The organism is Candidatus Manganitrophaceae bacterium, assembly GCA_016200325.1.
Classification (GTDB): domain Bacteria; phylum Nitrospirota; class Nitrospiria; order SBBL01; family Manganitrophaceae; genus Manganitrophus.
Genome location: JACQEZ010000011.1, coordinates 115,393 through 135,088 on the forward strand (window position 1 = coordinate 115,393; position 19,696 = coordinate 135,088).

Annotated in this window: 24 protein-coding genes and 1 tRNA gene; 17 read left to right on the plus strand and 8 right to left on the minus strand. The window is 56.0% G+C overall.

Features of this window, described 5'->3' with window-relative positions:
- The first annotated feature begins 1 nt into the window (after position 1).
- From thiL to HY282_08450, 3 genes are read left to right on the plus strand one after another with little or no spacing between them, the layout of a single operon-like run.
- Positions 2-1,027 carry a thiamine-phosphate kinase gene (gene thiL, locus HY282_08440; GenBank protein ID MBI3803774.1) on the plus strand — a complete coding sequence of 342 codons (1,026 nt, stop codon included), beginning with the start codon at positions 2-4 and terminating at the stop codon, positions 1,025-1,027.
- Positions 1,018-1,497 carry a DUF2062 domain-containing protein gene (locus HY282_08445; GenBank protein MBI3803775.1) on the plus strand — a complete coding sequence of 160 codons (480 nt, stop codon included), beginning with the start codon at positions 1,018-1,020 and terminating at the stop codon, positions 1,495-1,497. The genes thiL and HY282_08445 overlap by 10 nt, the downstream gene beginning before the upstream one ends.
- A gap of 40 nt (positions 1,498-1,537) precedes the next feature.
- Positions 1,538-1,801, plus strand: a complete 264-nt coding sequence (locus HY282_08450; GenBank protein MBI3803776.1) for a hypothetical protein — start codon at positions 1,538-1,540, stop codon at positions 1,799-1,801.
- Positions 1,802-2,110: 309 nt separating this feature from the next.
- Here the strand turns inward: HY282_08450 and HY282_08455 are convergent, their stop codons facing one another.
- The 4 genes from HY282_08455 to polA form a co-directional block, all read right to left on the minus strand.
- Complete coding sequence (locus HY282_08455) at positions 2,111-2,506, minus strand: hypothetical protein (protein MBI3803777.1); 396 nt, start codon at positions 2,504-2,506, stop codon at positions 2,111-2,113.
- 107 nt (positions 2,507-2,613) lie between these two features.
- Complete coding sequence (locus HY282_08460; GenBank protein MBI3803778.1) at positions 2,614-2,994, minus strand: hypothetical protein; 381 nt, start codon at positions 2,992-2,994, stop codon at positions 2,614-2,616.
- Positions 2,995-3,019: 25 nt separating this feature from the next.
- Positions 3,020-3,487 carry a nuclear transport factor 2 family protein gene (locus HY282_08465; protein MBI3803779.1) on the minus strand — a complete coding sequence of 156 codons (468 nt, stop codon included), beginning with the start codon at positions 3,485-3,487 and terminating at the stop codon, positions 3,020-3,022.
- Positions 3,488-3,629: 142 nt separating this feature from the next.
- A complete protein-coding gene (polA, locus tag HY282_08470) occupies positions 3,630-6,272 on the minus strand; it encodes a DNA polymerase I (protein ID MBI3803780.1) in 2,643 nt (880 codons plus the stop codon).
- Positions 6,273-6,674: 402 nt separating this feature from the next.
- Here polA and HY282_08475 point away from each other — a divergent pair, with 402 nt between their 5' ends.
- The 9 genes from HY282_08475 to HY282_08515 all read left to right on the plus strand — a co-directional run bounded on the left by HY282_08475 (position 6,675) and on the right by HY282_08515 (position 12,656).
- Complete coding sequence (locus HY282_08475) at positions 6,675-7,193, plus strand: hypothetical protein (GenBank protein MBI3803781.1); 519 nt, start codon at positions 6,675-6,677, stop codon at positions 7,191-7,193.
- A 13-nt stretch (positions 7,194-7,206) separates the two neighbouring features.
- Entirely contained in the window at positions 7,207-7,908 is a 702-nt protein-coding gene (locus HY282_08480) for an HAD family hydrolase (GenBank protein MBI3803782.1), read from the plus strand.
- A 12-nt stretch (positions 7,909-7,920) separates the two neighbouring features.
- Positions 7,921-8,397 carry a BON domain-containing protein gene (locus HY282_08485; protein MBI3803783.1) on the plus strand — a complete coding sequence of 159 codons (477 nt, stop codon included), beginning with the start codon at positions 7,921-7,923 and terminating at the stop codon, positions 8,395-8,397.
- A 163-nt stretch (positions 8,398-8,560) separates the two neighbouring features.
- On the plus strand, positions 8,561-9,109 hold the full coding sequence (def, locus tag HY282_08490) for a peptide deformylase (protein ID MBI3803784.1): 549 nt from the start codon (positions 8,561-8,563) through the stop codon (positions 9,107-9,109).
- 102 nt (positions 9,110-9,211) lie between these two features.
- Positions 9,212-10,153, plus strand: a complete 942-nt coding sequence (locus HY282_08495) for a succinate dehydrogenase/fumarate reductase iron-sulfur subunit (protein ID MBI3803785.1) — start codon at positions 9,212-9,214, stop codon at positions 10,151-10,153.
- Positions 10,150-11,046, plus strand: a complete 897-nt coding sequence (locus tag HY282_08500; GenBank protein ID MBI3803786.1) for a CoB--CoM heterodisulfide reductase iron-sulfur subunit B family protein — start codon at positions 10,150-10,152, stop codon at positions 11,044-11,046. Before HY282_08495 ends, HY282_08500 begins: the two co-directional genes overlap by 4 nt.
- A gap of 9 nt (positions 11,047-11,055) precedes the next feature.
- Positions 11,056-11,706, plus strand: coding sequence for an LON peptidase substrate-binding domain-containing protein (locus tag HY282_08505; protein MBI3803787.1), 651 nt, complete (start codon positions 11,056-11,058; stop codon positions 11,704-11,706).
- Positions 11,690-12,181, plus strand: a complete 492-nt coding sequence (gene bcp, locus HY282_08510) for a thioredoxin-dependent thiol peroxidase (GenBank protein ID MBI3803788.1) — start codon at positions 11,690-11,692, stop codon at positions 12,179-12,181. The genes HY282_08505 and bcp overlap by 17 nt, the downstream gene beginning before the upstream one ends.
- A 106-nt stretch (positions 12,182-12,287) precedes the next feature.
- Positions 12,288-12,656 carry a 4Fe-4S binding protein gene (locus tag HY282_08515; protein MBI3803789.1) on the plus strand — a complete coding sequence of 123 codons (369 nt, stop codon included), beginning with the start codon at positions 12,288-12,290 and terminating at the stop codon, positions 12,654-12,656.
- A gap of 96 nt (positions 12,657-12,752) precedes the next feature.
- Here the strand turns inward: HY282_08515 and HY282_08520 are convergent, their stop codons facing one another.
- Complete coding sequence (locus tag HY282_08520; protein MBI3803790.1) at positions 12,753-13,133, minus strand: CBS domain-containing protein; 381 nt, start codon at positions 13,131-13,133, stop codon at positions 12,753-12,755.
- A 75-nt stretch (positions 13,134-13,208) separates the two neighbouring features.
- Positions 13,209-13,940 carry an NAD-dependent deacylase gene (locus HY282_08525; GenBank protein MBI3803791.1) on the minus strand — a complete coding sequence of 244 codons (732 nt, stop codon included), beginning with the start codon at positions 13,938-13,940 and terminating at the stop codon, positions 13,209-13,211.
- Between the two features lie 329 nt (positions 13,941-14,269).
- Here HY282_08525 and HY282_08530 point away from each other — a divergent pair, with 329 nt between their 5' ends.
- A complete protein-coding gene (locus tag HY282_08530; protein ID MBI3803792.1) occupies positions 14,270-15,061 on the plus strand; it encodes a GGDEF domain-containing protein in 792 nt (263 codons plus the stop codon).
- 15 nt (positions 15,062-15,076) lie between these two features.
- Entirely contained in the window at positions 15,077-15,931 is an 855-nt protein-coding gene (locus tag HY282_08535; GenBank protein ID MBI3803793.1) for a hypothetical protein, read from the plus strand.
- 40 nt (positions 15,932-15,971) lie between these two features.
- Here HY282_08535 and HY282_08540 read toward each other — a convergent pair whose 3' ends face one another.
- Together HY282_08540 and HY282_08545 are read right to left on the minus strand one after the other, a co-directional pair.
- On the minus strand, positions 15,972-16,526 hold the full coding sequence (locus HY282_08540; protein ID MBI3803794.1) for an HNH endonuclease: 555 nt from the start codon (positions 16,524-16,526) through the stop codon (positions 15,972-15,974).
- Between the two features lie 187 nt (positions 16,527-16,713).
- Positions 16,714-16,798: transfer RNA gene (locus HY282_08545), tRNA-Leu, on the minus strand.
- Positions 16,799-16,959: 161 nt separating this feature from the next.
- On the opposite strand from HY282_08545, the gene HY282_08550 reads away from it, so the two are divergent.
- The 3 genes from HY282_08550 (at position 16,960) to HY282_08560 (ending at position 19,654) form a co-directional block, all read left to right on the plus strand.
- Positions 16,960-17,793 (plus strand): transketolase, encoded by an 834-nt coding sequence (locus tag HY282_08550; GenBank protein ID MBI3803795.1) that lies wholly within the window; start codon positions 16,960-16,962, stop codon positions 17,791-17,793.
- Entirely contained in the window at positions 17,790-18,791 is a 1,002-nt protein-coding gene (locus HY282_08555; GenBank protein MBI3803796.1) for a transketolase family protein, read from the plus strand. The genes HY282_08550 and HY282_08555 overlap by 4 nt, the downstream gene beginning before the upstream one ends.
- Positions 18,792-19,171: 380 nt before the next feature.
- Positions 19,172-19,654, plus strand: a complete 483-nt coding sequence (locus HY282_08560; GenBank protein MBI3803797.1) for a hypothetical protein — start codon at positions 19,172-19,174, stop codon at positions 19,652-19,654.
- Positions 19,655-19,696: the final 42 nt, after the last annotated feature.

Below are 19,696 nucleotides of genomic sequence, written 5' to 3' on the forward strand. Positions count from 1 at the left end.
CATGGACCTCCGCCAACTCGGCGAGTTCGGGTTGATTGACCGGATTCAGAAGTGGTTTCCCCCGCCGGCCGCGACCGTGCCACTCGGCATCGGCGATGATGCGGCGGCGATCCGTACCGACCCCCGGCAATACCTCCTCCTCACCACAGACAGCCAGATCGAAGGGGTCCACTTCGATCTCTCCTTCTCCAGCCTCCAACAGGTCGGCTACAAATCGGTCATGGTAAACGTAAGCGACATCGCGGCAATGGGGGGAACGCCCCGTTATCTGCTGATTTCGCTCGGCCTCACCGACCGACAATCGGTGAGAGAGGTCGATCAGCTCTACCGCGGCATCCGGAAAGCAAGCCGTGAGGCGGGGCTCGACCTCCTCGGCGGGAATATCGCCGCGACACCCGGTCCTTTCTTTCTCTCCCCCACGCTGGTCGGCGAGGTGCCGAAAAAAGAGATGGTCACCCGTAGCGGGGCGCGGGAGGGAGATGCAATCTACGTCACCGGGACGCTCGGAGAGGCCGCCGCCGGACTCGCCCTCTTGAAAAAAGGGATTGAGGAACGGCGATTCACCCGGCTTCTCGGTCGCCATCGGACACCGCAGGCCCGATGGAAAGAAGGACGGCTTTTGGCACAAGAGCGGATCGCTTCGGCGATGATCGACCTCTCGGACGGGCTCGCCGCCGACCTTCGCCACCTCACCGATCAAAGCGGCGTCGGCGCTGAGTTAGAGGCCCATCTTCTGCCCCTCTCCGCGCGCCTGAAGGAAGTGGCTTTACAATTAGGTGCCGATCCGCTAGAGTATGGTTTAGCGGGTGGTGAAGATTACGAGCTTCTTTTTTCTGTTCCAATCCGGAAGATAAAGCGGCTGGAAGCGCTCATTAACGGTGGGCTGATTCAGGCGCGGCGGATCGGGTGGACAAGGTCTCGACGGCTCGGTTTGAAGCTAAAAGATTCCCAAGGCCGAACACGCCCCCTTGCTGCCGGCGGATGGGATCATCTCCGAAGGAACGGCGGGAATAGCGGATGGGATTGATTTCGAAGGTGAAGGAGCAGGCGCTGCGGGTGCTCTCGTTGAACGACACCCCCCACCGCATTGCCCTCGCCTTTGCCCTGGGCGTTTTTATCGCCTTCTCTCCTCTGCTCGGTCTTCACTTTTTTCTGGCCTTTTTATTAGCTTGGCTTTTCAATCTCAACCGGGTGGCAATTCTCTTCGGCGCCTTCGTCAACAATCCCTGGACCTTTACTCCGATTACACTTTCTTCCACCTGGTTTGGGATCGAGCTTTGCTGCAAGGCCCGCGAGATTCCGCCGATCAATTGGGAGAACATTACGATCTCCAATATGGCGGTGCAGCTGAAATCCTATTTTTTCCCTTTTGTGCTCGGATCGGTGTTGCTGGGACTGCTCTTTTCCATCATCGGCTATTTTTTGATGCTTTGGACGATCTCTCAATACCGAAAGATAAAAAAAACGAGATCGGCCGAGTCTTCCAGCACATCATAAACCCCTTTTCCCTTCCTCATTCGGATTATGTCAGATTGTGATGGATAAGCAATTCGATCAATTTCGCGCCTCCCTTCTCTATTGCAATAAATGCGGCCGTGCCATGCCGGTTCGCGAGCGGCTCCTCTTGGTCCTTCCCGACGGCGAGCTCTACGATTATCTTTGTCAGGGATGCGGAAGCTCCCTCGGCTCTAAAACCGAGCGGGCCACCGGCCCGAAGGTCTCGATTGGAAGTACACCACCGCCGCCCCCTTCCCCTCCTGGACCACAGAGAAGACCTCCTCAGCGAAAGCGTAAACCTTAAAAACCATTCATGTCGATAAGCTCAGCACGGAGGTAAAGGGTTTTGTATTTGACGCTCCTGCTTCATGGGGAATTCTATCGACCCGGAAAGGACCTTTGAGTCACTCCCCGTTCACCCTGAGCCTGTCGAAGGGGCGGTTTTAGCGCTTAGATTTTAGGATTCCCGGCAGTGGTCCATTTGGGCTGAGTGGTTGCTTTGTGGGCGTCATTCCGCAAAAGCGGAAATCCAGAGATCTTAGAACTAAATCACCGGATCCTCGATGAACCATTCGGGAATGACAAAATGAAAACAACCCACTCCCCAATTCACTCAAGAAGTTGAAACTCTATTCCGTCCCTGCCATCCTGCCGTCAGCAGAAGTGCGCCTAAGACAATAAAGAGAACGGAGAGGTGAAGGTGGGCGGTGGGATTCGGATCGCTCTCCGGGTGGAGAAGAACCTTGATTGCCCGGAAGCCCCACCAGAGAACGGTGAAGAGCGCCGCGCCGGTGAGAATCGTGTAGTCGCGCCGCGTCGATTTGCTCCCTCGAATCCCCATGGAGAGAAGAAAGGCGCCGATCGCAAAGGAGATCACCGCGACGGCGGCATGCGGGGTCATGAAGGGATCGTTTCCCCAGTGAAGGTAGAGAACATAAAGGCGGAATCCCCACGAAAAGAAAATAACGAGGCCGGTGATGATGATGAGTGCACGGACTTTCTTTGACATCTTTCTTTTTTCTCCAAATTCATAATGAGCGGTGATGACCAGACTCCCACTGAGATCCAAGCCGAATCACACGCAGCCTCCGATCCCTGGCCGAGGCGACTGCGCGCCTACCAACGGACGATTTCTCCGGCATAAAACATCCGGCCGCTGGCGGCCTGTGTCACGTTGATGAAGATATTGTTCTTTGGAATCCTCACCCGCGCGGCAATGCTGGCGGCGAGACATTCGAGCATTTTCTCGATCCGCTCAGGCGGATCGAAATCGGGAACGAGCAACTCAACGAGGATCGGATGAAGATCGTCCGGCTGATTGACGGCGGTCCGGCCGGCCACCGCATAGTGCCACGGCTCAAGATATTCCCAGATGGCGATGACCTGCGCAAGGTCGATCCCGACCCCCTCCGAGAAATCATGGCTTATTCCCGTCAGGATCGCGCCGATCTCTCGGCCCTGCTCGAATGGAAGGGAATTGATCTGGATGAACAGCATGGTTGCTTTCGGATGGGCGGCAAACTCATGCCGCGCCGGCTTGGGATTTCTCCAAATTCAGATTGCCGTCGATGTACTTGAGGTTAAATTTAAACAGGTCAATTTGCCAGCGTTCCCGTTTTTTGATCAGATGAAAATCATAGCTCCCGACAAAGGTCCGGGTGTTCCGGCCGCTCGGATTGGGAAGGTAATGCAGGGCGATCGCATAGCAAAAGGCGGTCGCCTCGTCCCCCGTGACCCGCACGACGAAATTCCCCGCCTGATGGTGGATCGCCTTCAACGGCTTCAGCCCTTTTCTCCAACCATCGACGATCTCCTTCGGCGTCAGCGTCGCCGGCTTGCCCGGCGCCACCGAGGTCATATCGAAGTAAACCGCCGGCGCAAAACACTTCTTCACCCAAACCCAATCCCGCTGATCGGTCCCGATAAACAGGGCGTTGATCGTATCGATGATTTTTTCTTTTTCAACGATGTTTTGCAGTTCATCTTGCATTGCCGAACTCCTTTAACTCTGGGTAGAGGTAGTGAACCTCTCCTGAAAAAACTTGGCCTTTGACTTTAGTGCCCCTGCGAGGGCGGACGGTTCGGCCAGCCGAATATTGATCTAGCCATTTCTTGTCAGAAGGTGATCCCCCTCAATGCGCCTCGGCCCAATTCGCCGCCACCCCCACATCGACCTTCAACGGCGCTTTGAGCACCATCACCCCCTCCATCAACGCCGCCACTTTCTCCTTCATCAATGGAATTTCGCTCTCCGGCACCTCGAAGATCAATTCGTCATGCACCTGAAGGATCATCCGGCTCTTCACCTGGGCCTCCGCCATCCAGCGGGCGATGTCGATCATCGCCTTTTTGATGATGTCGGCGGCGGTTCCTTGAATCGGCGTGTTCACAGCGAGGCGCTCGCCGAGACTGCGGGTTTGGCTGTTGCGGCTGGAGAGCTCGGCGATTTGACGGCGCCGCCCAAAGAGGGTGGTGACGTAGCCCTGTTGCGTGGCGGTTTCGAGCATCTGGTCGATGAAGCGTTGGATTCCTTTATAGTTCTCGAAGTAGCGGTCGATGTAGCGCTTCGCCTCGAAGTGCGAGACGCCGAGGTTGGACGCCAGACCGAAGGGGCTGATTCCGTAGATGACGCCGAAGTTGACCGTCTTCGCGATCCGCCGCATCTCCGGGGTGATGTCGTCTTTGGGAAGGTTAAAGAGCTGGATCGCCGTCCGGGTGTGGACATCTTCGCCGGTGCGGAACGACTCGGTCAGCACCGGATCGTCCGACATGTGCGCGAGGATGCGCAGCTCGATCTGGTTGTAGTCGGCGGAGAGGAGCTGATAGCCCGGCTCGGCGGTAAAGGCCTGGCGAATGCGGCGGCCGAGCTCTCCCTTGATCGGGATGTTCTGGAGGTTCGGCTCTTTCGAAGAGAGCCGGCCGGTGGCGGCGATCGTCTGATTGAGCTGGGTGTGGACCCGTCCCGTTTCGGGATGAATCAGTTTGGGAAGGGCATCGACGTAGGTCGACTTCAGCTTCATCAGCTGCCGATTGTTCAAGATCTCGGCGGGAAGCTCGTGACGGACCGCCAGCTGGGTGAGCACCTCTTCATCGGTGGAGTAGCCGGTTTTGGTTTTCCGGATCGGCGGCAGCCCGAGCTTCACAAAAAGAACGTCGGCGAGCTGCTTCGGCGAGTTGATGTTGAACTCCCCGCCGGCGAGCCGGTAGATCCGCTCGGTCAGCTCGGCGAGCTTGACATCGAGCTCTTTGGAGATGTCGGAGAGGAGCCCGGCATCGACTTTCACCCCGGCCCGCTCCATCTCGGCCAACACCGGGACGAGCGGCATTTCCATATCGTTAAAGAGGGCGCTGAGCCCCTGCGCCTCCAGCAGCGGCGGGAGGAGCTCGGCCAACTTCAGGACCGCGTCGGCCCGCTGACAGAGATAAGGGGCGATCCGCTCGGCGTCGGACTGAAAAAGCGGCTGCGCTTTCGCCTGCTTGTCGCCGCCGGCCGCTTCGACGGCGGTGACCAATCGCTCTTTCAGATGCTCGAAGGCGACTGTCTCGAGTGCGTGATCACGGCGGCCGGGATTTAAAAGATACGAGGCGATCATCGTGTCGAACGCCGCACCCCGCAGGGGGATGCCGCGCCGCCCGAGGACGATCTCGGCCACTTTCAAATCATGACCGACCTTGACCACCTCCTTTGATTCAAGGAGCGCCCGAAGCGCCGGCGGGAGGGCCTCTCGATCGGCCAGCGGCACGTAGAAGGCTTTCCCCTTTTCCGAGGCGAAGGCGATCCCGACCGACTCGGCCCGCATCGGCTCCTCCGAGGTGGTCAGCAGCTCGAGGGCGACCCGGCCCTGCTTCTCGATCGCGGCGATCTCTTTCGCCAGGTCGGCCGGCTCGAGAATTCGATAGCCGGCCGCCAAGGTGGGGGGCGGGAGGGTGAGCCCTTTGAGGATGTTGGAAAACTCCAGCTCGTTGCAAAGGGGGATCAGCCTTTCAAAATCGGGCGACTGCATTTGAAAGCGCTCCGGATCGAAATCAACCGGGCAGTCGATGTGGATCACCGCCAACGAGCGGGAGAGGCGTGCCGTCTCCGCCTCGGCCTCCAACGTCTGCCGCAGCTTCGGTTTCTTCACCTGACCGAGGTTGGCCAGCAGGTTCTCGATCGTCCCGAACTGCTGGATCAGCTGGACCGCCGTCTTCTCCCCGATGCCATTCACGCCGGGAATGTTGTCGACCGAATCGCCCATCAACCCCATGATTTCGACCACCTGGGCCGGCTCCGCGCCGAACTTCTCACGAATTTCCTTCTCCGTATAGCTCTTCTCTTTCATCGTGTCGTAGACGGTGACGCCGGGCGAGATCAGCTGGAACATGTCTTTGTCGCCGGTCACAATCACCACCCGGAAGCCCTGCTCTTCGCCTTTCTTAGCGAGGGTGCCGATCAGATCGTCCGCCTCATAGCCGTCTCCCATGACGACCGGGATTCGAAACGCCTCAACCAATCGGTGGATGTAGGGAACCTGAAGCGAGAGCGCATCGGGCATCTCCGGTCGGTGGCTTTTATAATCTTGGTAGGCGGTATGGCGGAAGGTCGGGCTCTTTGTATCGAAAGCGATGGCGAGATAGTCGGGCTTTTTGTCTTTGATGATCTTGAGGAGCATCTGCATGAACCCATAGACCGCATTCGTCGGCAGACCGCTCGAGGTTGAGAGTTCCCGAATCCCAAAATAAGCCCGGTAGACGTAGGAACTTCCATCAATAATATAGAAAGTCGGCTTTGCCATAAATTTTCCTAAATTAAAATCTCTTCATCTTACAACGCGGCAGAAGAGGTGTCAATTTGAAGGCTGCGGGGATACATCTTTTGGAATAATACCATTGGATTAATTTAGGCATCCTCCTTTTGGTTACGTTGACTCGCTGTTCCTGAATTCTTTACGATGGAATGAAAGGGATGGATGTTCACTTCTTAGTCTTATTCCACTTCTAACGCAACGCCGCCTCTTAATTTGACCATCCTCCTTTCAGCTCTAAGTCAGCGAAGGGCCTTCGTGCAGGCCGGGGATCCATCTTTGATGAGGAGGCGTTCCCGGCCCATCATGGCAAGGTCCTTCGCTTTCCAAATTCAGTTGCAAATCTGGACGACCCTCCGCACCATGATTGTCAGAGGGTCGAAGGAGGCTTCGATGACGCCAACCAGAATCCACCCGGAAGACGAACCGATTTCACTCCAGGAGGCCACCCTCCCTGGGATGATCAGCGGCCTGATTGGAGCGTGTTTCACGGCGGCAATCGCCGGCCTCTTTGCCGAGACGCAGGGGGACTTTTGGAGACCGATGAAGGGGGTGGCGGCGACCTTCCTTGGAGACGCGGTGTCGGGCCGCCCCGGATTTCAGCCCGGGCCGGTCATGTTCGGCTTGATGGTTCATCTGATCTGGTCGCTGGTGTTGGGCATCTTCTTTGTCTGGCTGGGAGGATACCTCAGCCGCGGCGCGGCCCTCGGGTGGGGCCTTCTTTTCTCCCTTTCCGTTTGGGTGATCATGCAATTCGGGATTCTCCCGGTGATCAACCCGGCCCTCGCTGCCACCCCGCCGCTCCCATTTGCCGCCGTCCATGTCGCCTTCGGGATCAGCTTGGGAATCTATCCCCGCTTCTTAAAGACGGCGACAAAAGAGATCCCGGCCATTCACCGGAAAGCGGCATGATCTCTCTATTTTGATGATAAAGGTGAAACACATGGTCCGAGGGGTCATCTCAGACGTCGATGGAACACTGGTCGACAGCAACGATGCGCATGCGAGCGCCTGGGAGGAGGCTTTTCGTGAGTTTGGCCTCTCCATCCCCTGGGAAGAGATCCGCTCTCAGGTCGGAAGGGGGTCGGATCAGCTCCTGCCGGAATTTCTCTCTCCCGAACAGCTCTCCTCAATCGGGACACAAATTGACAAAAGGAAAAAAGAGGTCTTCCGAAAAGAATATTTTGACCAGATCAAACCCTTCCCGGGGGTCCTCCCCCTCTTCGAAAAGCTCTATCGAGACAAGAAGACGATCGTACTGGCCACCTCCGGCAGCGCGAACGAGACGCAGCACTACATTCGCCTCCTCGGAATCGAACGTTTTGTGCGGGATATCGTGACCGGCGATGATGTCGCCCGAACCAAGCCGCATCCCGATTTGTTTCACATCGCGCTCGATCGCTTCGGCTGGGACCCGGTGGAGGCGGTGGTCTTGGGCGACACGCCTTATGATATCGAAGCGGCCCAGAAAGTCGATCTTGCAACCATTGCCCTCTTAACCGGCGGCTTTTCAGAAGAAGCCCTCACCGCGGCGGGCGCCGCGGAGATCTATCGCTCTCTTCAGACTTTGTTAGAAAATTATGACGTCTCCTATTTGGGTAGAAATCATTCATTCAATGTGAAGTGAGGAGGTACCATAATGGCGCGCGTATTTGGGTACAGAAGGTCCTTTTTCCCCTCCGTTTTTCCATCACGCACCACCATGTTGTTGGCCGGTCTGACGGTTGGTATCTTGTTCGCCCCCCGTACCGGTCGAAGCACCCGGGCATTAATTAGCCAGAAATATCAATATTGGATGAGCACCCTCAGCGGCCTGTTGGAACAGCTCGCAGAGAAAACCCGCACCCAAAGCCGGCTCCAGGGGGTCACCTTCGAGACCCGTGAACGCTCGTTCTTTGAGGAGGCGATCGAGTCCGATGATATCGATGATATCCTGGAGCAGCGGGTCAAAGGAGAGCTCGGACGGTTCTTCAACCTCGTCAGCGTCGAGGTGTCGAGCCAGAATGGAATCATCACCCTTCGGGGCTCCATTCCCAACGAGCAGGAGCGGCAAAGCATCGTTGATATGGCAAAGAAGGTCCGAGGGGTCCGCGATGTAATCAGTGTCTTCTCCTAAGTGACGCCTCCGTCTCCCTCATTCTCTAAAGGTATGAAGGGGCTCCGTCGTGCTCTTTTTTAGACGGAGCCCCTTCGTTTGCCTGCCAGGTTCACCGCAGGCGCATATTGCAAAAAAGGGAGCTCTATGATATATAAATAACGGAAACTGCGGGGTTTGTACGATGGCCATTTTAAAAGTCGCAAAACTGGGAAACCCGATTCTCCGGAAGATTGCAGCGCCGGTCACCGAGGCGGAGAGCCAAGATCCGGCCTTTCAGCGCTTCCTGGAAGACATGGTTGAGACGATGCGCAAGCTCGACGGTGTCGGGCTCGCCGCGCCGCAGGTTTTCGAGTCGAAACAGATCATTGTCATCGAGGCAAACGCCAATCCCCGCTATCCAGACGCACCCGATCTCTCCCTTTTGATCATGCTCAATCCAACCTTGACCCACCTCTCCGACGAAAAGATCGAGGGATGGGAAGGTTGCCTCAGCGTCGAGAACCTTCGCGGTAAGGTCGTCCGGTCGGCCGGCGTCGGCGTGAAGGGGTTCGATCGTTATATGCGACCGGTTGAAATGGAGGCCGAGGGATTCCTGGCGATCGTCTTCCAACACGAAATCGACCATCTAAATGGAAAGGTCTACCTCGATCGAATGAAAGATTTCTCCACACTGACCCACATGGCCGAATTTGAACGGTATTGGATGACCCAACCTGCGGAGGTCGGATAATCATTTTTTTTCTTTCCCCCCCTTTTTTTTATATTTTCAGTCCCATCGATTGGCCCGACAACCAGCACGCTTGCAAGCACACACTTTGAGTGATCGAGAGGCATGCGCGTTAAATTAACGGTCCAAAAGTTCAACCCTGACATCGACCTCAAGCCTCATCCCCAAGATTACTTCGTGGAGACGAGCCGCGGCATGACGTTGCTCTCGGCCCTGCTTAAGATCAAGGCCGAGACCGACGGCACCCTCACGTTTCGGGCCTCCTGCCGGGCGGCGATCTGCGGCTCCTGCCTGATGCAGGTCAACGGGAGCCAAAAGCTCGCCTGCAAGGTTGCGATTAAAGAAGAGCTGGAGCATCATGGAAAGATCGAGGTCGGTCCGATGGCGAACATGCCGGTCATCAAAGACATGGTCGTCCGGATGGACCCCTTTTGGGAGAAGATCCGAGCGGTCACCCCCTATCTGCTGGAAGACGGCGGCAAACCGGTGCCGACCGAGGCGTTAAAAGACATCCATAAAAAGCTCGATAACGCCGACGCTTGCATCATGTGTATGGCCTGCCTCTCCGCCTGCACCAGCTATGAGGTCTCCCCCGGATTTTTGGGGCCTGCGGCGCTGGCGAAAGCCTACCGTTTCCAGGCCGATCCGAGGGATCAAGGGCATGTCGACCGTCTTGAAAAGCTCCAGGGGCCGAACGGGATCTGGGATTGTGTTCGATGTAATTTCTGCGTTCAGGTCTGCCCGAAGGATGTGCAGCCGATGGAGCAGATCATCCGGCTGCGGCGGCGCTCGATCGGAGCCGGCTTCACCGACTCGGTCGAGGCGAAACATATCACCGAATTTACCAAAGTGGTCGCGGCGGAGGGACGGCTCAATGAAGCCCTCCTTCCCGTCTTAATGACTTTGGGAAACATTCGCAAGATGATCCGGATCATCCCGCTCGGCATCAAGATGTTTTTACATGGAAAAACACCCTTCCCCTTTAAACGGGTGCCGGGACGCCAGGAGATCCGTGCAATCTTCAAGAAGTGGGAGAAGCCAAAATGAAGTACGCCCTCTTTCCCGGATGCGCCTCTAAAGGGGCAACCCCCGAGCTCTATACCTCGACCATGAAGGTCGTCGGGCGTTTGGGGATCGACATCGTCGAGCTCGAAGCGTTTAACTGCTGCGGGGCCGGTGTCATCACCGAAGCCGATCCCGACCTCGCTTTAACCCTCAATGCCCGAACCCTCGCGACCGCCGAGCGGATGGGAATTCAAAATGTCATGACGATCTGCGGCACCTGCCAGGGTGTTTTGGGAGGAGCCAATAAAATCCTTCAAGAAGACGAGCCGCGGCGGGAACGGATCAATCGGGCGCTCAAGGAGACGACCGGACTGGAATATCAGGGGACGGTGGAGGTAAAGCATCTCCAGTGGATCTTGATCAAAGATTTCGGGCTCGACGCGCTCGCCAAATTTGTCACCCATCCCCTCAGCGATGTCTCCATCGCCGCCTTTTACGGCTGTTATATTTTGCGCCCCTCCCGCGCCACCGGATTCGATGATTGGGAGAATCCGACCTCGCTGGAGAAGTTAATCCGAACGGTCGGCGCGCACCCGGTCTATTATGATGGTCGGACGAAGTGCTGCGGATTCCCGGTGCTGCTTGAGAAAGACCAGATCGCGCTGAGCATGGTCGGAAAGAATGTCTCGGAGGCGAAAGAGAGTGGGGGCGATGCGATGGTTACCCCTTGTCCCCTCTGCCACATGAGCCTCGATATCTACCAAGAGCGGGCCGAAGACAAACTCCAGCGGGAGCAGGGACCGGAGAAGACGTTGGGAATGCCGATTCTTCATCTTCCCCAGCTTTTAGGTTTGGCGATGGGGTTTTCACCAAAAGAGCTGGGGATGAAGCGGCATCTGGTTTCCACCGCCCCGCTCATCGAGAAAATCCAATAAGGAAAGCCAATGGCCAAAACAGAAATTCCGGAGTGGGTTCCCCTTTTCCCCCTGCCGACAGTTGTCCTTTTTCCAAAGACCTACCTTCCGCTCCACATTTTTGAGCCCCGCTACCGAGAGATGGTTGAGGACGCCCTCCAAGGAGATCGAATGATCGGAATGGTTCTCCTGAAAGAGGGGTGGGAGGCCGACTATGATGGACGGCCGCCGATCTATGAAACCGGATCGATCGGAAAAATCGTCCGTTCCCAGCGGCTGGATGACGGCCGGTTCAACATCATCTTATACGGCCTCGAAAAGTGTCTGGTCCGGACCGAGAAACAGGACCGATCGTACCGGCAAGGGCAGATTGATATTCTCCGGGAACCGGCGGTGGAGGCCCTTTATGCGCCTCTGAAAGAACGGCTGGTCGAGCTGACGCTGGAGTACCGTCAAAAAATGCCGGAGGGAGAGTCGCTCCAGTCGGTGCTCGAGACCGGGCTGGAGGACGATGTGTTGGTCGCAACCCTCTCGGCGGGGCTTCCGCTGACAGTGGTTGAGAAGCAATTTTTGCTGGAAGCGGAGACCCTTCCGCTGCGGGCACGGCGGTTGGCGGCGTTGATGGAAATGGGACTGCAAAGGACCGACACGATGGAGAATGCCGATGACGAAACCGCTTGAGCCGGGAGACGAGGCGCCCCCCTTTACCCTTCCTTCTTCGGAGGGGAAAGAGATCGATCTCGCCTCGTACCGCGGGAAGCGCTCCGTGGTCCTCTATTTTTATCCGAAGGACGACACCCCCGGCTGCACCAAGGAGGCCTGTTTCTTTCGGGACGCCTTCTCCGACTTTAAAAAATCGAAGGGGGTCATCTTGGGGGTGAGCCTCGATCCGCTCGCCGCTCATGAAAAATTTATCAAGAAGTATACCCTCCCTTTTCCCCTCTTAAGCGATGCCGATGGGGCGGTCTCAAAAGCGTACGGCGTCTATAAGCTGAAGAACATGTATGGACGGAAATTTTGGGGGATCGAGCGATCGACCTTCGTCATCGATCCTGACGGAAAAATCACCCATCTCTTTCGACGGGTCAAGGTGGAGAGCCATATTGAAGAGGTGCTTGCCGCCTTAAAAGCGTCTCGGTTGGTGCGGAAGACCTAAGACCAAAAAGCGTTTGACATGGCTTAAAGACGCATGATATAGTCCGAAAATCAGTTTTTTTTAACGTACTTTCTTTTAACGTAATGACGAGGGAGGTAGTCCTACCATGGCACTTTTGATCACCAATGAGTGCATCGCCTGCGCAGCGTGTCTGCCTGAGTGTCCGAACGAAGCGATCTTTGAGAATCGGAGCGATTGCGAATCAAAGGGATATAAATTAACCGGCGAAGAGGGAGGCGGCCAGCTTGCCCACGCCACCAGCGATAACATCTATGTCATTACTTATGAGCGCTGCACCGAGTGTGTCGGCCATTTTGATGAACCGCAGTGCGCTGCCGTCTGCCCGGTTTCCGATTGCTGTATTCCTGATCCGATTTATCCCGAGACGACCGACGTGCTCCTTGGAAAAGCAAGGGCGCTGAATCCGGACAAGGAAATTGATCCGGCCCGCGTTTGGAGCGGCGTCCGCAACTAACAAAAATTGAGCAAGAAGTTTAAAAGGGAGAGGCACAGCAGTCGGCCTCTCCTTTTTTATTTCTCCCCTTATTCCGACGGCCGCCCGCCGCGCTTCTTACAAGCGATTCTTAAAGCAGATCACCAGGTCGCGCACCGAAATAATTCCGACGATTATTCCTTTATCGGCCACCGCCAGGTGGCGAATCCCCTTGGTCGCCATCAGGTCATTCGCCTCTTTTGCCGTCTTGTCGATATCGATTGAAATGATCGGCTGGCTCATGATCTTCTCTACCGGCGTGGTATCGGGATTCACCCCCTCCGCCAAGGCTTTTCGGACAAAATCGGTCTCACTGACGATCCCGATCCGCTCCACCCCCTCGCTGACCAGAAGCGAGCCGACCTTTTTGTCCCTCATCTGCTTGGCCGCCTGCCGAAGGGTGGCCTTGGGGGAGATTTCCTGAACATCGCGATGCATGAGAAGGGCGAGTGGCGTCATTTGATCCTCCCTATACCTAATGATGAATGATAAAATCTTCCGTTCGATCTTACCGAACCGGACGCAAAAGGACTGTCAACCCTGCAAGCCCTCCGTCAACTTTGGAACGACCTCGGCCGCTCGGCCGGTCAAGAGAAGATCCCGCCCCGGTAGCATTGAATCGACCATGTTGATCTCCACTGTGAAAGCGCCGCTCGATCGAGCGATGGAGGCGAACGAGGCGGCCGGCTGAACCACCCCCGAGGTCCCGATGACCAGAAAGAGCTCGCCGCTCCGACAGGCGTCGATGCTCTTCTGCAGATCGGTGGGATCGATCGCCTCCCCAAACCAGATGACATCGGGCCGAAGCCGCGCATGACAGCGGTCACACTCGGGAAGGAGGGGCAGATCGAGGGAGCGATTCTCCGTCACCCGACCGCAGCTGACACACCGCATCCGCCAAAGGCTTCCATGCAATTCGATGATCTTTTGAGTGCCTGCCAACCGATGGAGGCCGTCGACATTCTGGGTAATCAGCGTAAAGGCCGGACAGGCTTTCTCCAGGAGAACGAGCGCGTCATGGGCGGGGTTCGGCTGTTTCCCCGAGATAATTTTCCGCCGCCAATGATACCACTCCCAGACGATCTCCGGCTGCGACTCAAAGGCTTCCGGGGTCGCCAGCTCCTCTGCCCTAAATTGCTTCCAAAGTCCCCCTTCACCCCGAAAGGTCGGCACACCGCTGTCGGCGGAAATCCCCGCGCCGGTTAAAACGGTGATCGACCGGACGGAGGCGATCCGGTCTTGGACTTCCTTAATCTGTTCATCGATCCTGTTCACGCTTGTTCACGCTGCTTGTGGCTCATCCGGCAAAGACGCGATTCTTCCTCCAACTTTTTTCCGAGTATATCGAATCCCCTGGATGAAAACAACAGGGCGATTTTTGTTGACGTCGAGAATAACTCCTAGGTATTCTAGGCGTTGGCATGATGAGAATTCCTGAGGAGGATGTGAATGGGAGCAGGATTGCTTTTGGTGGAGAAGATCCGATCCGAACGGAAAAAAATCCGGGAGGCGCTCAAGGGGGGGGACCCCTTCCTACCGCTTCTATGAGGCCGAGACCCTCCGCCAGGGACTTCAAGTTCTCTCCAGAGAAAAAATTGATCATTATTTATGCACAGACGGCCGCTCCCTCTCAGGCCGATCTTTCCCACCTCTCCTCACTGGGCGAGCGCGAGGCCCACCGGCAGATTCCGCTCCTTCTCATCGAATCGACGCTTGATTCCGCCGAAAAACGAAAGGCCCTCGACAGCGGCGCATGGGATTATATCGACCGGCGCAGCAATCAGCTGGAAGAGCTGGCCCTCCGTACGGAGGTGCTCTTGCGCATCAAGATCGGGCAAGATAAACTAAAGCAGCGGATCCGACAGCTGGAGCGCCTCTCCATCATCGATCCGCTGACCGGCCTCTACAATCGAAAATATCTGAAAGAGTTCCTGCAACGCGAGATCAGAAGGGCGGAACGGCAAAAGGGGCAGATTGTCTGCATGATGATGGATGTCGATAACTTCAAGCGAATCAATGACGAGTTAGGTCATCTTAAAGGCGATCGGGTTCTGGTTGAGATCGGCACAATCCTTCGAGACCTCCTTCGGGGGTATGACTTCGCGGCGCGCTATGGCGGCGACGAGTTCACAATCGTTCTGCCTCAACGGATGGAGATGCAGCAGGCGTTCGAGATCGCCGACCGAATCCGCCGGACCATTTCAGGGGAAACGTTCGGCGCCGGCCGAGGGAAAAAGGGGGGCCTCCAATTTACTGTCAGCATCGGCGCCTGCGTCTTCCCCTCCGCAGGAATCGAGACGGAAGAAGCCTTGATCGCCGCCGACGACGACGCCCTCTATCAGGCAAAGCGGGGCGGGAAAAACTGTATCCTTTTTCATCAGATCTAGATGGAGCGCGGCTCTTTGGACAGGTTGGACAGGAATGAAGAGAGCGATCGCCTGATTGAGGCGCTGATTCAACTCCTCGGAGAAGAGGAGGGGCATCTGAAGGTCGTTCAGCAAAAACTGATTGAGATCGGCTCTCCCGCGCTCCCTGCCTTGTTGAAATGTAAAAACGAGGGAACGCCGATTATTTCGGAGCGGGCGGAGAAGATCATCGAAACGATCCGGCTCGGAGAGATGGACCAGGAATGGCGACATTATGCGGCGAAAGAGCCTTGCCCGCTTGAAGAAGGGGTTTTTCTACTCGCCCGGTTCGCCGATCCGAAGATCGATCCCCGGCATTATCAGGCGCACCTCAACCGGATGGCCGATGTCTTGCGCGATCGGATTCAGGCGCTCTCCTCCCCCGCGGAGATCCTCCAGGCAATCAGCCATTACCTCTTCAGCGAGCTCGGTTTTTCAGGCAATCGGGAAGATTACTACCTTCCCGAAAACAGCTATATCCATACCGTTCTGGAGACCAAGAAGGGAATTCCGATCAGTCTCTCCACACTGATGCTTCTTCTCGGAGAGCGGCTGAATCTGCCGTTGTATGGAATCGGGATGCCGGGACATTTTCTGGTCCAGTGGTCCGATGCCGCACATGACATTTTCATCGATCCCTTCAATCAGGGAAAGATGATGACCCGCCAGGAGATTGCGTCACAGCTCTCCGCGGACGAAGCGAAATTTGTGAATCGATATCTGCAAAAGGTCTCCACGCGCCAGCTTCTCGCCCGGATGATCCGGAATCTCATCCACGTCTACACGGAGGCGGGAGAGGTAGACAAAGGGACCTGGCTGGGACGCTTTCACGAGCGAATTCGTTTTTCCTGAAGGAAAGGCGGGAGGGGGATCAATCGGGACTTGTTGCAGGCTAGGACGATCCTTCGTCGGGTAAATCCTCTTCCAAAGAGAGATTCCAATAGAGGTAATCTCTCCAACTCTCCGGGGTCTTTTTAAAACCGATCGTAATGGTCAGGGAAGGACTCCAATCGGGCCGTACCGGTTTTTTGATCAGCCGCATGTTCGCTTCTTCAGGGGTGCGCCCGCTTTTTCGGTTATTGCACCGAATACAGGCGGTCACGATGTTCGTCCAGGTCTTCTTTCCCCCCTTGGCAATCGGCACGACATGGTCAAAGGTCAGCTCATCGGCCCGGAAGTGCTGGCCGCAATATTGACAAGAATGCTTGTCCCTCGCGAAAATGTTGCTCCGCGAAAACTTCACTACCCTCTGGTTTTTTCTGATTTTAACCAATTCAAGCAGACGCAAAACGGAAGGAAGCCGGAAGGAGATCGAAATCCCTCGGATCTCTTTGTCGTAGACCTCCAGCACCTCGACCTTCCCCTGGCACAATAGAAGAATGGCCTTTTTCCAAGGGATGACCCGGAGCGGTTCGTAGGTTGCATTCAATAGAAGCGTCATTTCCATAGCGCTTTCCTAAAGTATACCACCTTCCCTTCGGCCTTTTTCAAGGCCGAAGCAGATGCAAACCAGATGCAAGATAAAGAGACAATGGGTGACAGGGTACTGCGAAAAGGACTGATGGTCCCGAAGGTTTTCCCGACGGTCCACAAAGAGGTCATCCAAAAGGAAGGCGAACGCCCAAGCGAGATGTTGGTGCCGAAGGGGGGATTTGAACCCCCACGGGTTGCCCCACACGCCCCTCAAACGTGCGTGTCTACCAGTTCCACCACTTCGGCAAATTTTTCGACATTATAATAACTTCGTGGCACCCTGTCAAGCAATGGCGTGTGATTTTGACGGAGAATTTCATCTTCATAAATATCCTAAATCGGATTGACTTGGCCGTTCCGTTTTGGTAGTCTATGCTGCCTTTATGGAAAACAGAACGCAAAAGATGATGCAAAAGATGACACCAATATTGACAATTGAACAGCTGCGGGAAAAAGCCACCCTTCTGCGGTGTGACATCGTGGAGATGATCACCGCCGCCGGATCGGGCCATCCCGGCGGATCGCTCTCGGCGGCCGACCTGATCGCGGCCCTCTACTTCAAGGTCCTTCGACACGACTCCTCTCGTCCAGAGTGGCCCGACCGCGATCGATTTATCCTCAGCAAAGGACACGGCGCGCCGGCCCTTTATGCCGCACTGGCCCGAACCGGATATTTCGCCGTTGAAAAACTAAAGACCCTGCGGAAGCTCGGCAGCCCCCTTCAAGGGCATCCCGAGAAGGGAAAGCTCCCCGGTGTCGAAGCCTCCACCGGATCACTCGGCCAAGGGATCTCGATCGGCGCCGGCATGGCCCTCGCCGGACGGCTCGATCAAAAAGATTATCGGGTCTATGTCTTGATGGGCGATGGAGAGGCGAATGAAGGCCAGGTCTGGGAGGCGGCGATGCTCGCGGCCCATTATAAGATCGATCATCTGACGGTGATCCTTGACTGTAACCGGCAGCAGCTCGATGGATGGACCGCCGAGATTCTCGACATCGAGCCGCTGGCAGACAAATGGCGGGCGTTCGGCTGGCATGTGATCGATTTCGACGGGCACGATCTCGAGCAAATTCTCAGCGCCTTTGAAGAAGCGCAGGGAACGCGGGGAAAGCCGACCCTGCTCCTCGCCCGCACGACCAAAGGACGCGGGGTCTCGTTTATGGAGAACAACCTCGAATTTCATGGCGTCGCGCCGACGGCCGATCAGCTGCAGGCGGCCCTCAAGGAACTCAACGGATGAAAACAGAAAGTCCCTCTCAGACTCAATCGACCGTCGAGAAACCGGCGCCGCGGCAAAAGAAATTGGGTGTCGCCACCCGAGACGCGTATGGACAGGTCCTGGTGGAGCTCGGACACTCCAACCCCCGGATCGTGGCGGTCGATGCCGATCTCTCAAAGTCAACCAAAAGCGGCCTCTTCGCAAAAGCATTCCCCGACCGATTCTTCAACTGCGGCATTGCCGAGGCGAACATGGTCTCCGTGGCGGCGGGGCTCGCCTCGTGCGGCAAAATTCCGTTCGCCTCAAGCTTCGCCTCTTTCCTTCTCTGCAAATCGTTTGACCAGCTTCGGATGTCGGTCGCGAATCCTTTTCTGAATGTAAAAATCGTCGGATCGCACGGCGGGATCAGCCTCGGAGAAGACGGCGCCTCTCAGCAGAGCGTCGAAGATTTTGCATTGGCCTGTGCCCTTCCAAAATTTAGCGTCCTCTCCCCGGCCGACGAGGTCTCCTGTAGAGCGCTCGTCCGGCTGGCCGCGGCGCATGTCGGACCGGTCTACATTCGAACCGGCCGCCCGAAAGCCCCCATTCTCTATACCGACGCCGATACATTTCAATGGGGCGCAGCGAACAAGCTGGTGACCGGAGAGGATGTGACGATCATCGCGAACGGGCTGCTCGTCTGGGAGGCGCTGATTGCATCCGACCTCCTTCGGGAGCGCGGCATCTCCGCCGGCGTCATCGACCTCCATACGTTAAAACCGATCGATGAAGCGGCCATCATCGCCGCGGCCGAAGAGTCCGGCGCCATCGTGACCGCCGAAGAGCATCTTCTGACCGGCGGCCTCTCCAGCCTCGTGGCTCAGGTGTTATCCCAGCATCGGCCGACCCCGATGGCTTCGGTCGGCATTGCCGATACTTATGCGGAGTCGGGCACACCGACCGAGCTCCTCGAAAAATATGGCCTCACCGCAACGCAGATCGTTCAGGCGGCCGAGACCGTCTTAAAACGGAAGAAATAACCGCTCCACTCTAAAACGGATCCCCTTCTCCCGACCCCTCAATCGGCGCGATTCCTAATTTATATCATCGATCTATATCCCTTGCTCAATCCGCTTCAACAGAGTGAACCGCTTTTCACTTTTCTGCAAATGCTTGCATCTCATCCCGAGCACACCCTTCATATTATGGTCAGGTTCGTATCAGAAACTCTCTATTTTGGACGATTCCGAAACAATATCCAGTCTCCGATTAAGGGGAACACCGCTTGCATTTCTAAACAGGCATTCCCATTTATTTTCGTTCGGGATATACCCAGTTTTTTTAGGAAGCAACCTCCAGAGAAAAGGGTGCAAGGGGGAACGTCGAAACCTCAATCCGTTCAAGGCCAAGGAGGATGTTTATGTCGTCATTACTCGGTCTCCTTCCAGCGATGATCGAAAACCCGCACTTCACCACGCCATTTGAGGAGGCTTCCCCCTTCTTTCTTCTTCTAATACTGATTGCGTTTTATCTCTATCTTTCCGGCCGCGTGATCCCTTTCGTCTTTTTTTCTTTCGCAACAGAAACCCGTTTTAATCGGTCGATATCAAAGCTGGATTTAATGATTGAACAAAACATCACGATTTGCGGTCGGCTGAAATATGTCGGCGACGATCTGATGGATGACCCCGCCCCTGAATTTATTTTGGAAGACGCGACAAAAAATCAGATTCCGATCGCTCCCTGGCTTCCGTTGATCGCCCCGTTAACAGCAATCGGCCGGACGTCGGAGGGAATGTGGGATTATTTGGGTAAACAGCTAATCATTGCGGGAAAGATTGGAGTGAACAGGAAGAAAGAAAAGGCGGTGATCCCCCAGCTGGTAGTGGAAGTCTTACCGTAATTCCGGCAGGCCAACCGAGCGGAACTCTTCCCTTTCAGGTCC

Excerpts from the sequence above, each read along its gene's own strand:
- HY282_08465 (MBI3803779.1), bottom strand. The coding sequence starts at position 3,487 with ATGCAAGATGAACTGCAAAACATCGTTGAAAAAGAAAAAATCATCGAT.
- def (MBI3803784.1), top strand. The coding sequence starts at position 8,561 with ATGGCCATTTTAAAAGTCGCAAAACTGGGAAACCCGATTCTCCGGAAG.
- polA (MBI3803780.1), bottom strand. The coding sequence starts at position 6,272 with ATGGCAAAGCCGACTTTCTATATTATTGATGGAAGTTCCTACGTCTAC.
- HY282_08480 (MBI3803782.1), top strand. The coding sequence starts at position 7,207 with ATGATAAAGGTGAAACACATGGTCCGAGGGGTCATCTCAGACGTCGAT.
- HY282_08515 (MBI3803789.1), top strand. The coding sequence starts at position 12,288 with ATGGCACTTTTGATCACCAATGAGTGCATCGCCTGCGCAGCGTGTCTG.
- HY282_08500 (MBI3803786.1), top strand. The coding sequence starts at position 10,150 with ATGAAGTACGCCCTCTTTCCCGGATGCGCCTCTAAAGGGGCAACCCCC.
- HY282_08495 (MBI3803785.1), top strand. The coding sequence starts at position 9,212 with ATGCGCGTTAAATTAACGGTCCAAAAGTTCAACCCTGACATCGACCTC.
- HY282_08485 (MBI3803783.1), top strand. The coding sequence starts at position 7,921 with ATGGCGCGCGTATTTGGGTACAGAAGGTCCTTTTTCCCCTCCGTTTTT.
- bcp (MBI3803788.1), top strand. The coding sequence starts at position 11,690 with ATGACGAAACCGCTTGAGCCGGGAGACGAGGCGCCCCCCTTTACCCTT.
- HY282_08505 (MBI3803787.1), top strand. The coding sequence starts at position 11,056 with ATGGCCAAAACAGAAATTCCGGAGTGGGTTCCCCTTTTCCCCCTGCCG.
- HY282_08460 (MBI3803778.1), bottom strand. The coding sequence starts at position 2,994 with ATGCTGTTCATCCAGATCAATTCCCTTCCATTCGAGCAGGGCCGAGAG.
- thiL (MBI3803774.1), top strand. The coding sequence starts at position 2 with ATGGACCTCCGCCAACTCGGCGAGTTCGGGTTGATTGACCGGATTCAG.
- HY282_08560 (MBI3803797.1), top strand. The coding sequence starts at position 19,172 with ATGTCGTCATTACTCGGTCTCCTTCCAGCGATGATCGAAAACCCGCAC.
- HY282_08450 (MBI3803776.1), top strand. The coding sequence starts at position 1,538 with ATGGATAAGCAATTCGATCAATTTCGCGCCTCCCTTCTCTATTGCAAT.
- HY282_08455 (MBI3803777.1), bottom strand. The coding sequence starts at position 2,506 with ATGTCAAAGAAAGTCCGTGCACTCATCATCATCACCGGCCTCGTTATT.
- HY282_08445 (MBI3803775.1), top strand. The coding sequence starts at position 1,018 with ATGGGATTGATTTCGAAGGTGAAGGAGCAGGCGCTGCGGGTGCTCTCG.
- HY282_08475 (MBI3803781.1), top strand. The coding sequence starts at position 6,675 with ATGACGCCAACCAGAATCCACCCGGAAGACGAACCGATTTCACTCCAG.
- HY282_08550 (MBI3803795.1), top strand. The coding sequence starts at position 16,960 with ATGCAAAAGATGACACCAATATTGACAATTGAACAGCTGCGGGAAAAA.
- HY282_08555 (MBI3803796.1), top strand. The coding sequence starts at position 17,790 with ATGAAAACAGAAAGTCCCTCTCAGACTCAATCGACCGTCGAGAAACCG.
- HY282_08520 (MBI3803790.1), bottom strand. The coding sequence starts at position 13,133 with ATGACGCCACTCGCCCTTCTCATGCATCGCGATGTTCAGGAAATCTCC.
- HY282_08540 (MBI3803794.1), bottom strand. The coding sequence starts at position 16,526 with ATGGAAATGACGCTTCTATTGAATGCAACCTACGAACCGCTCCGGGTC.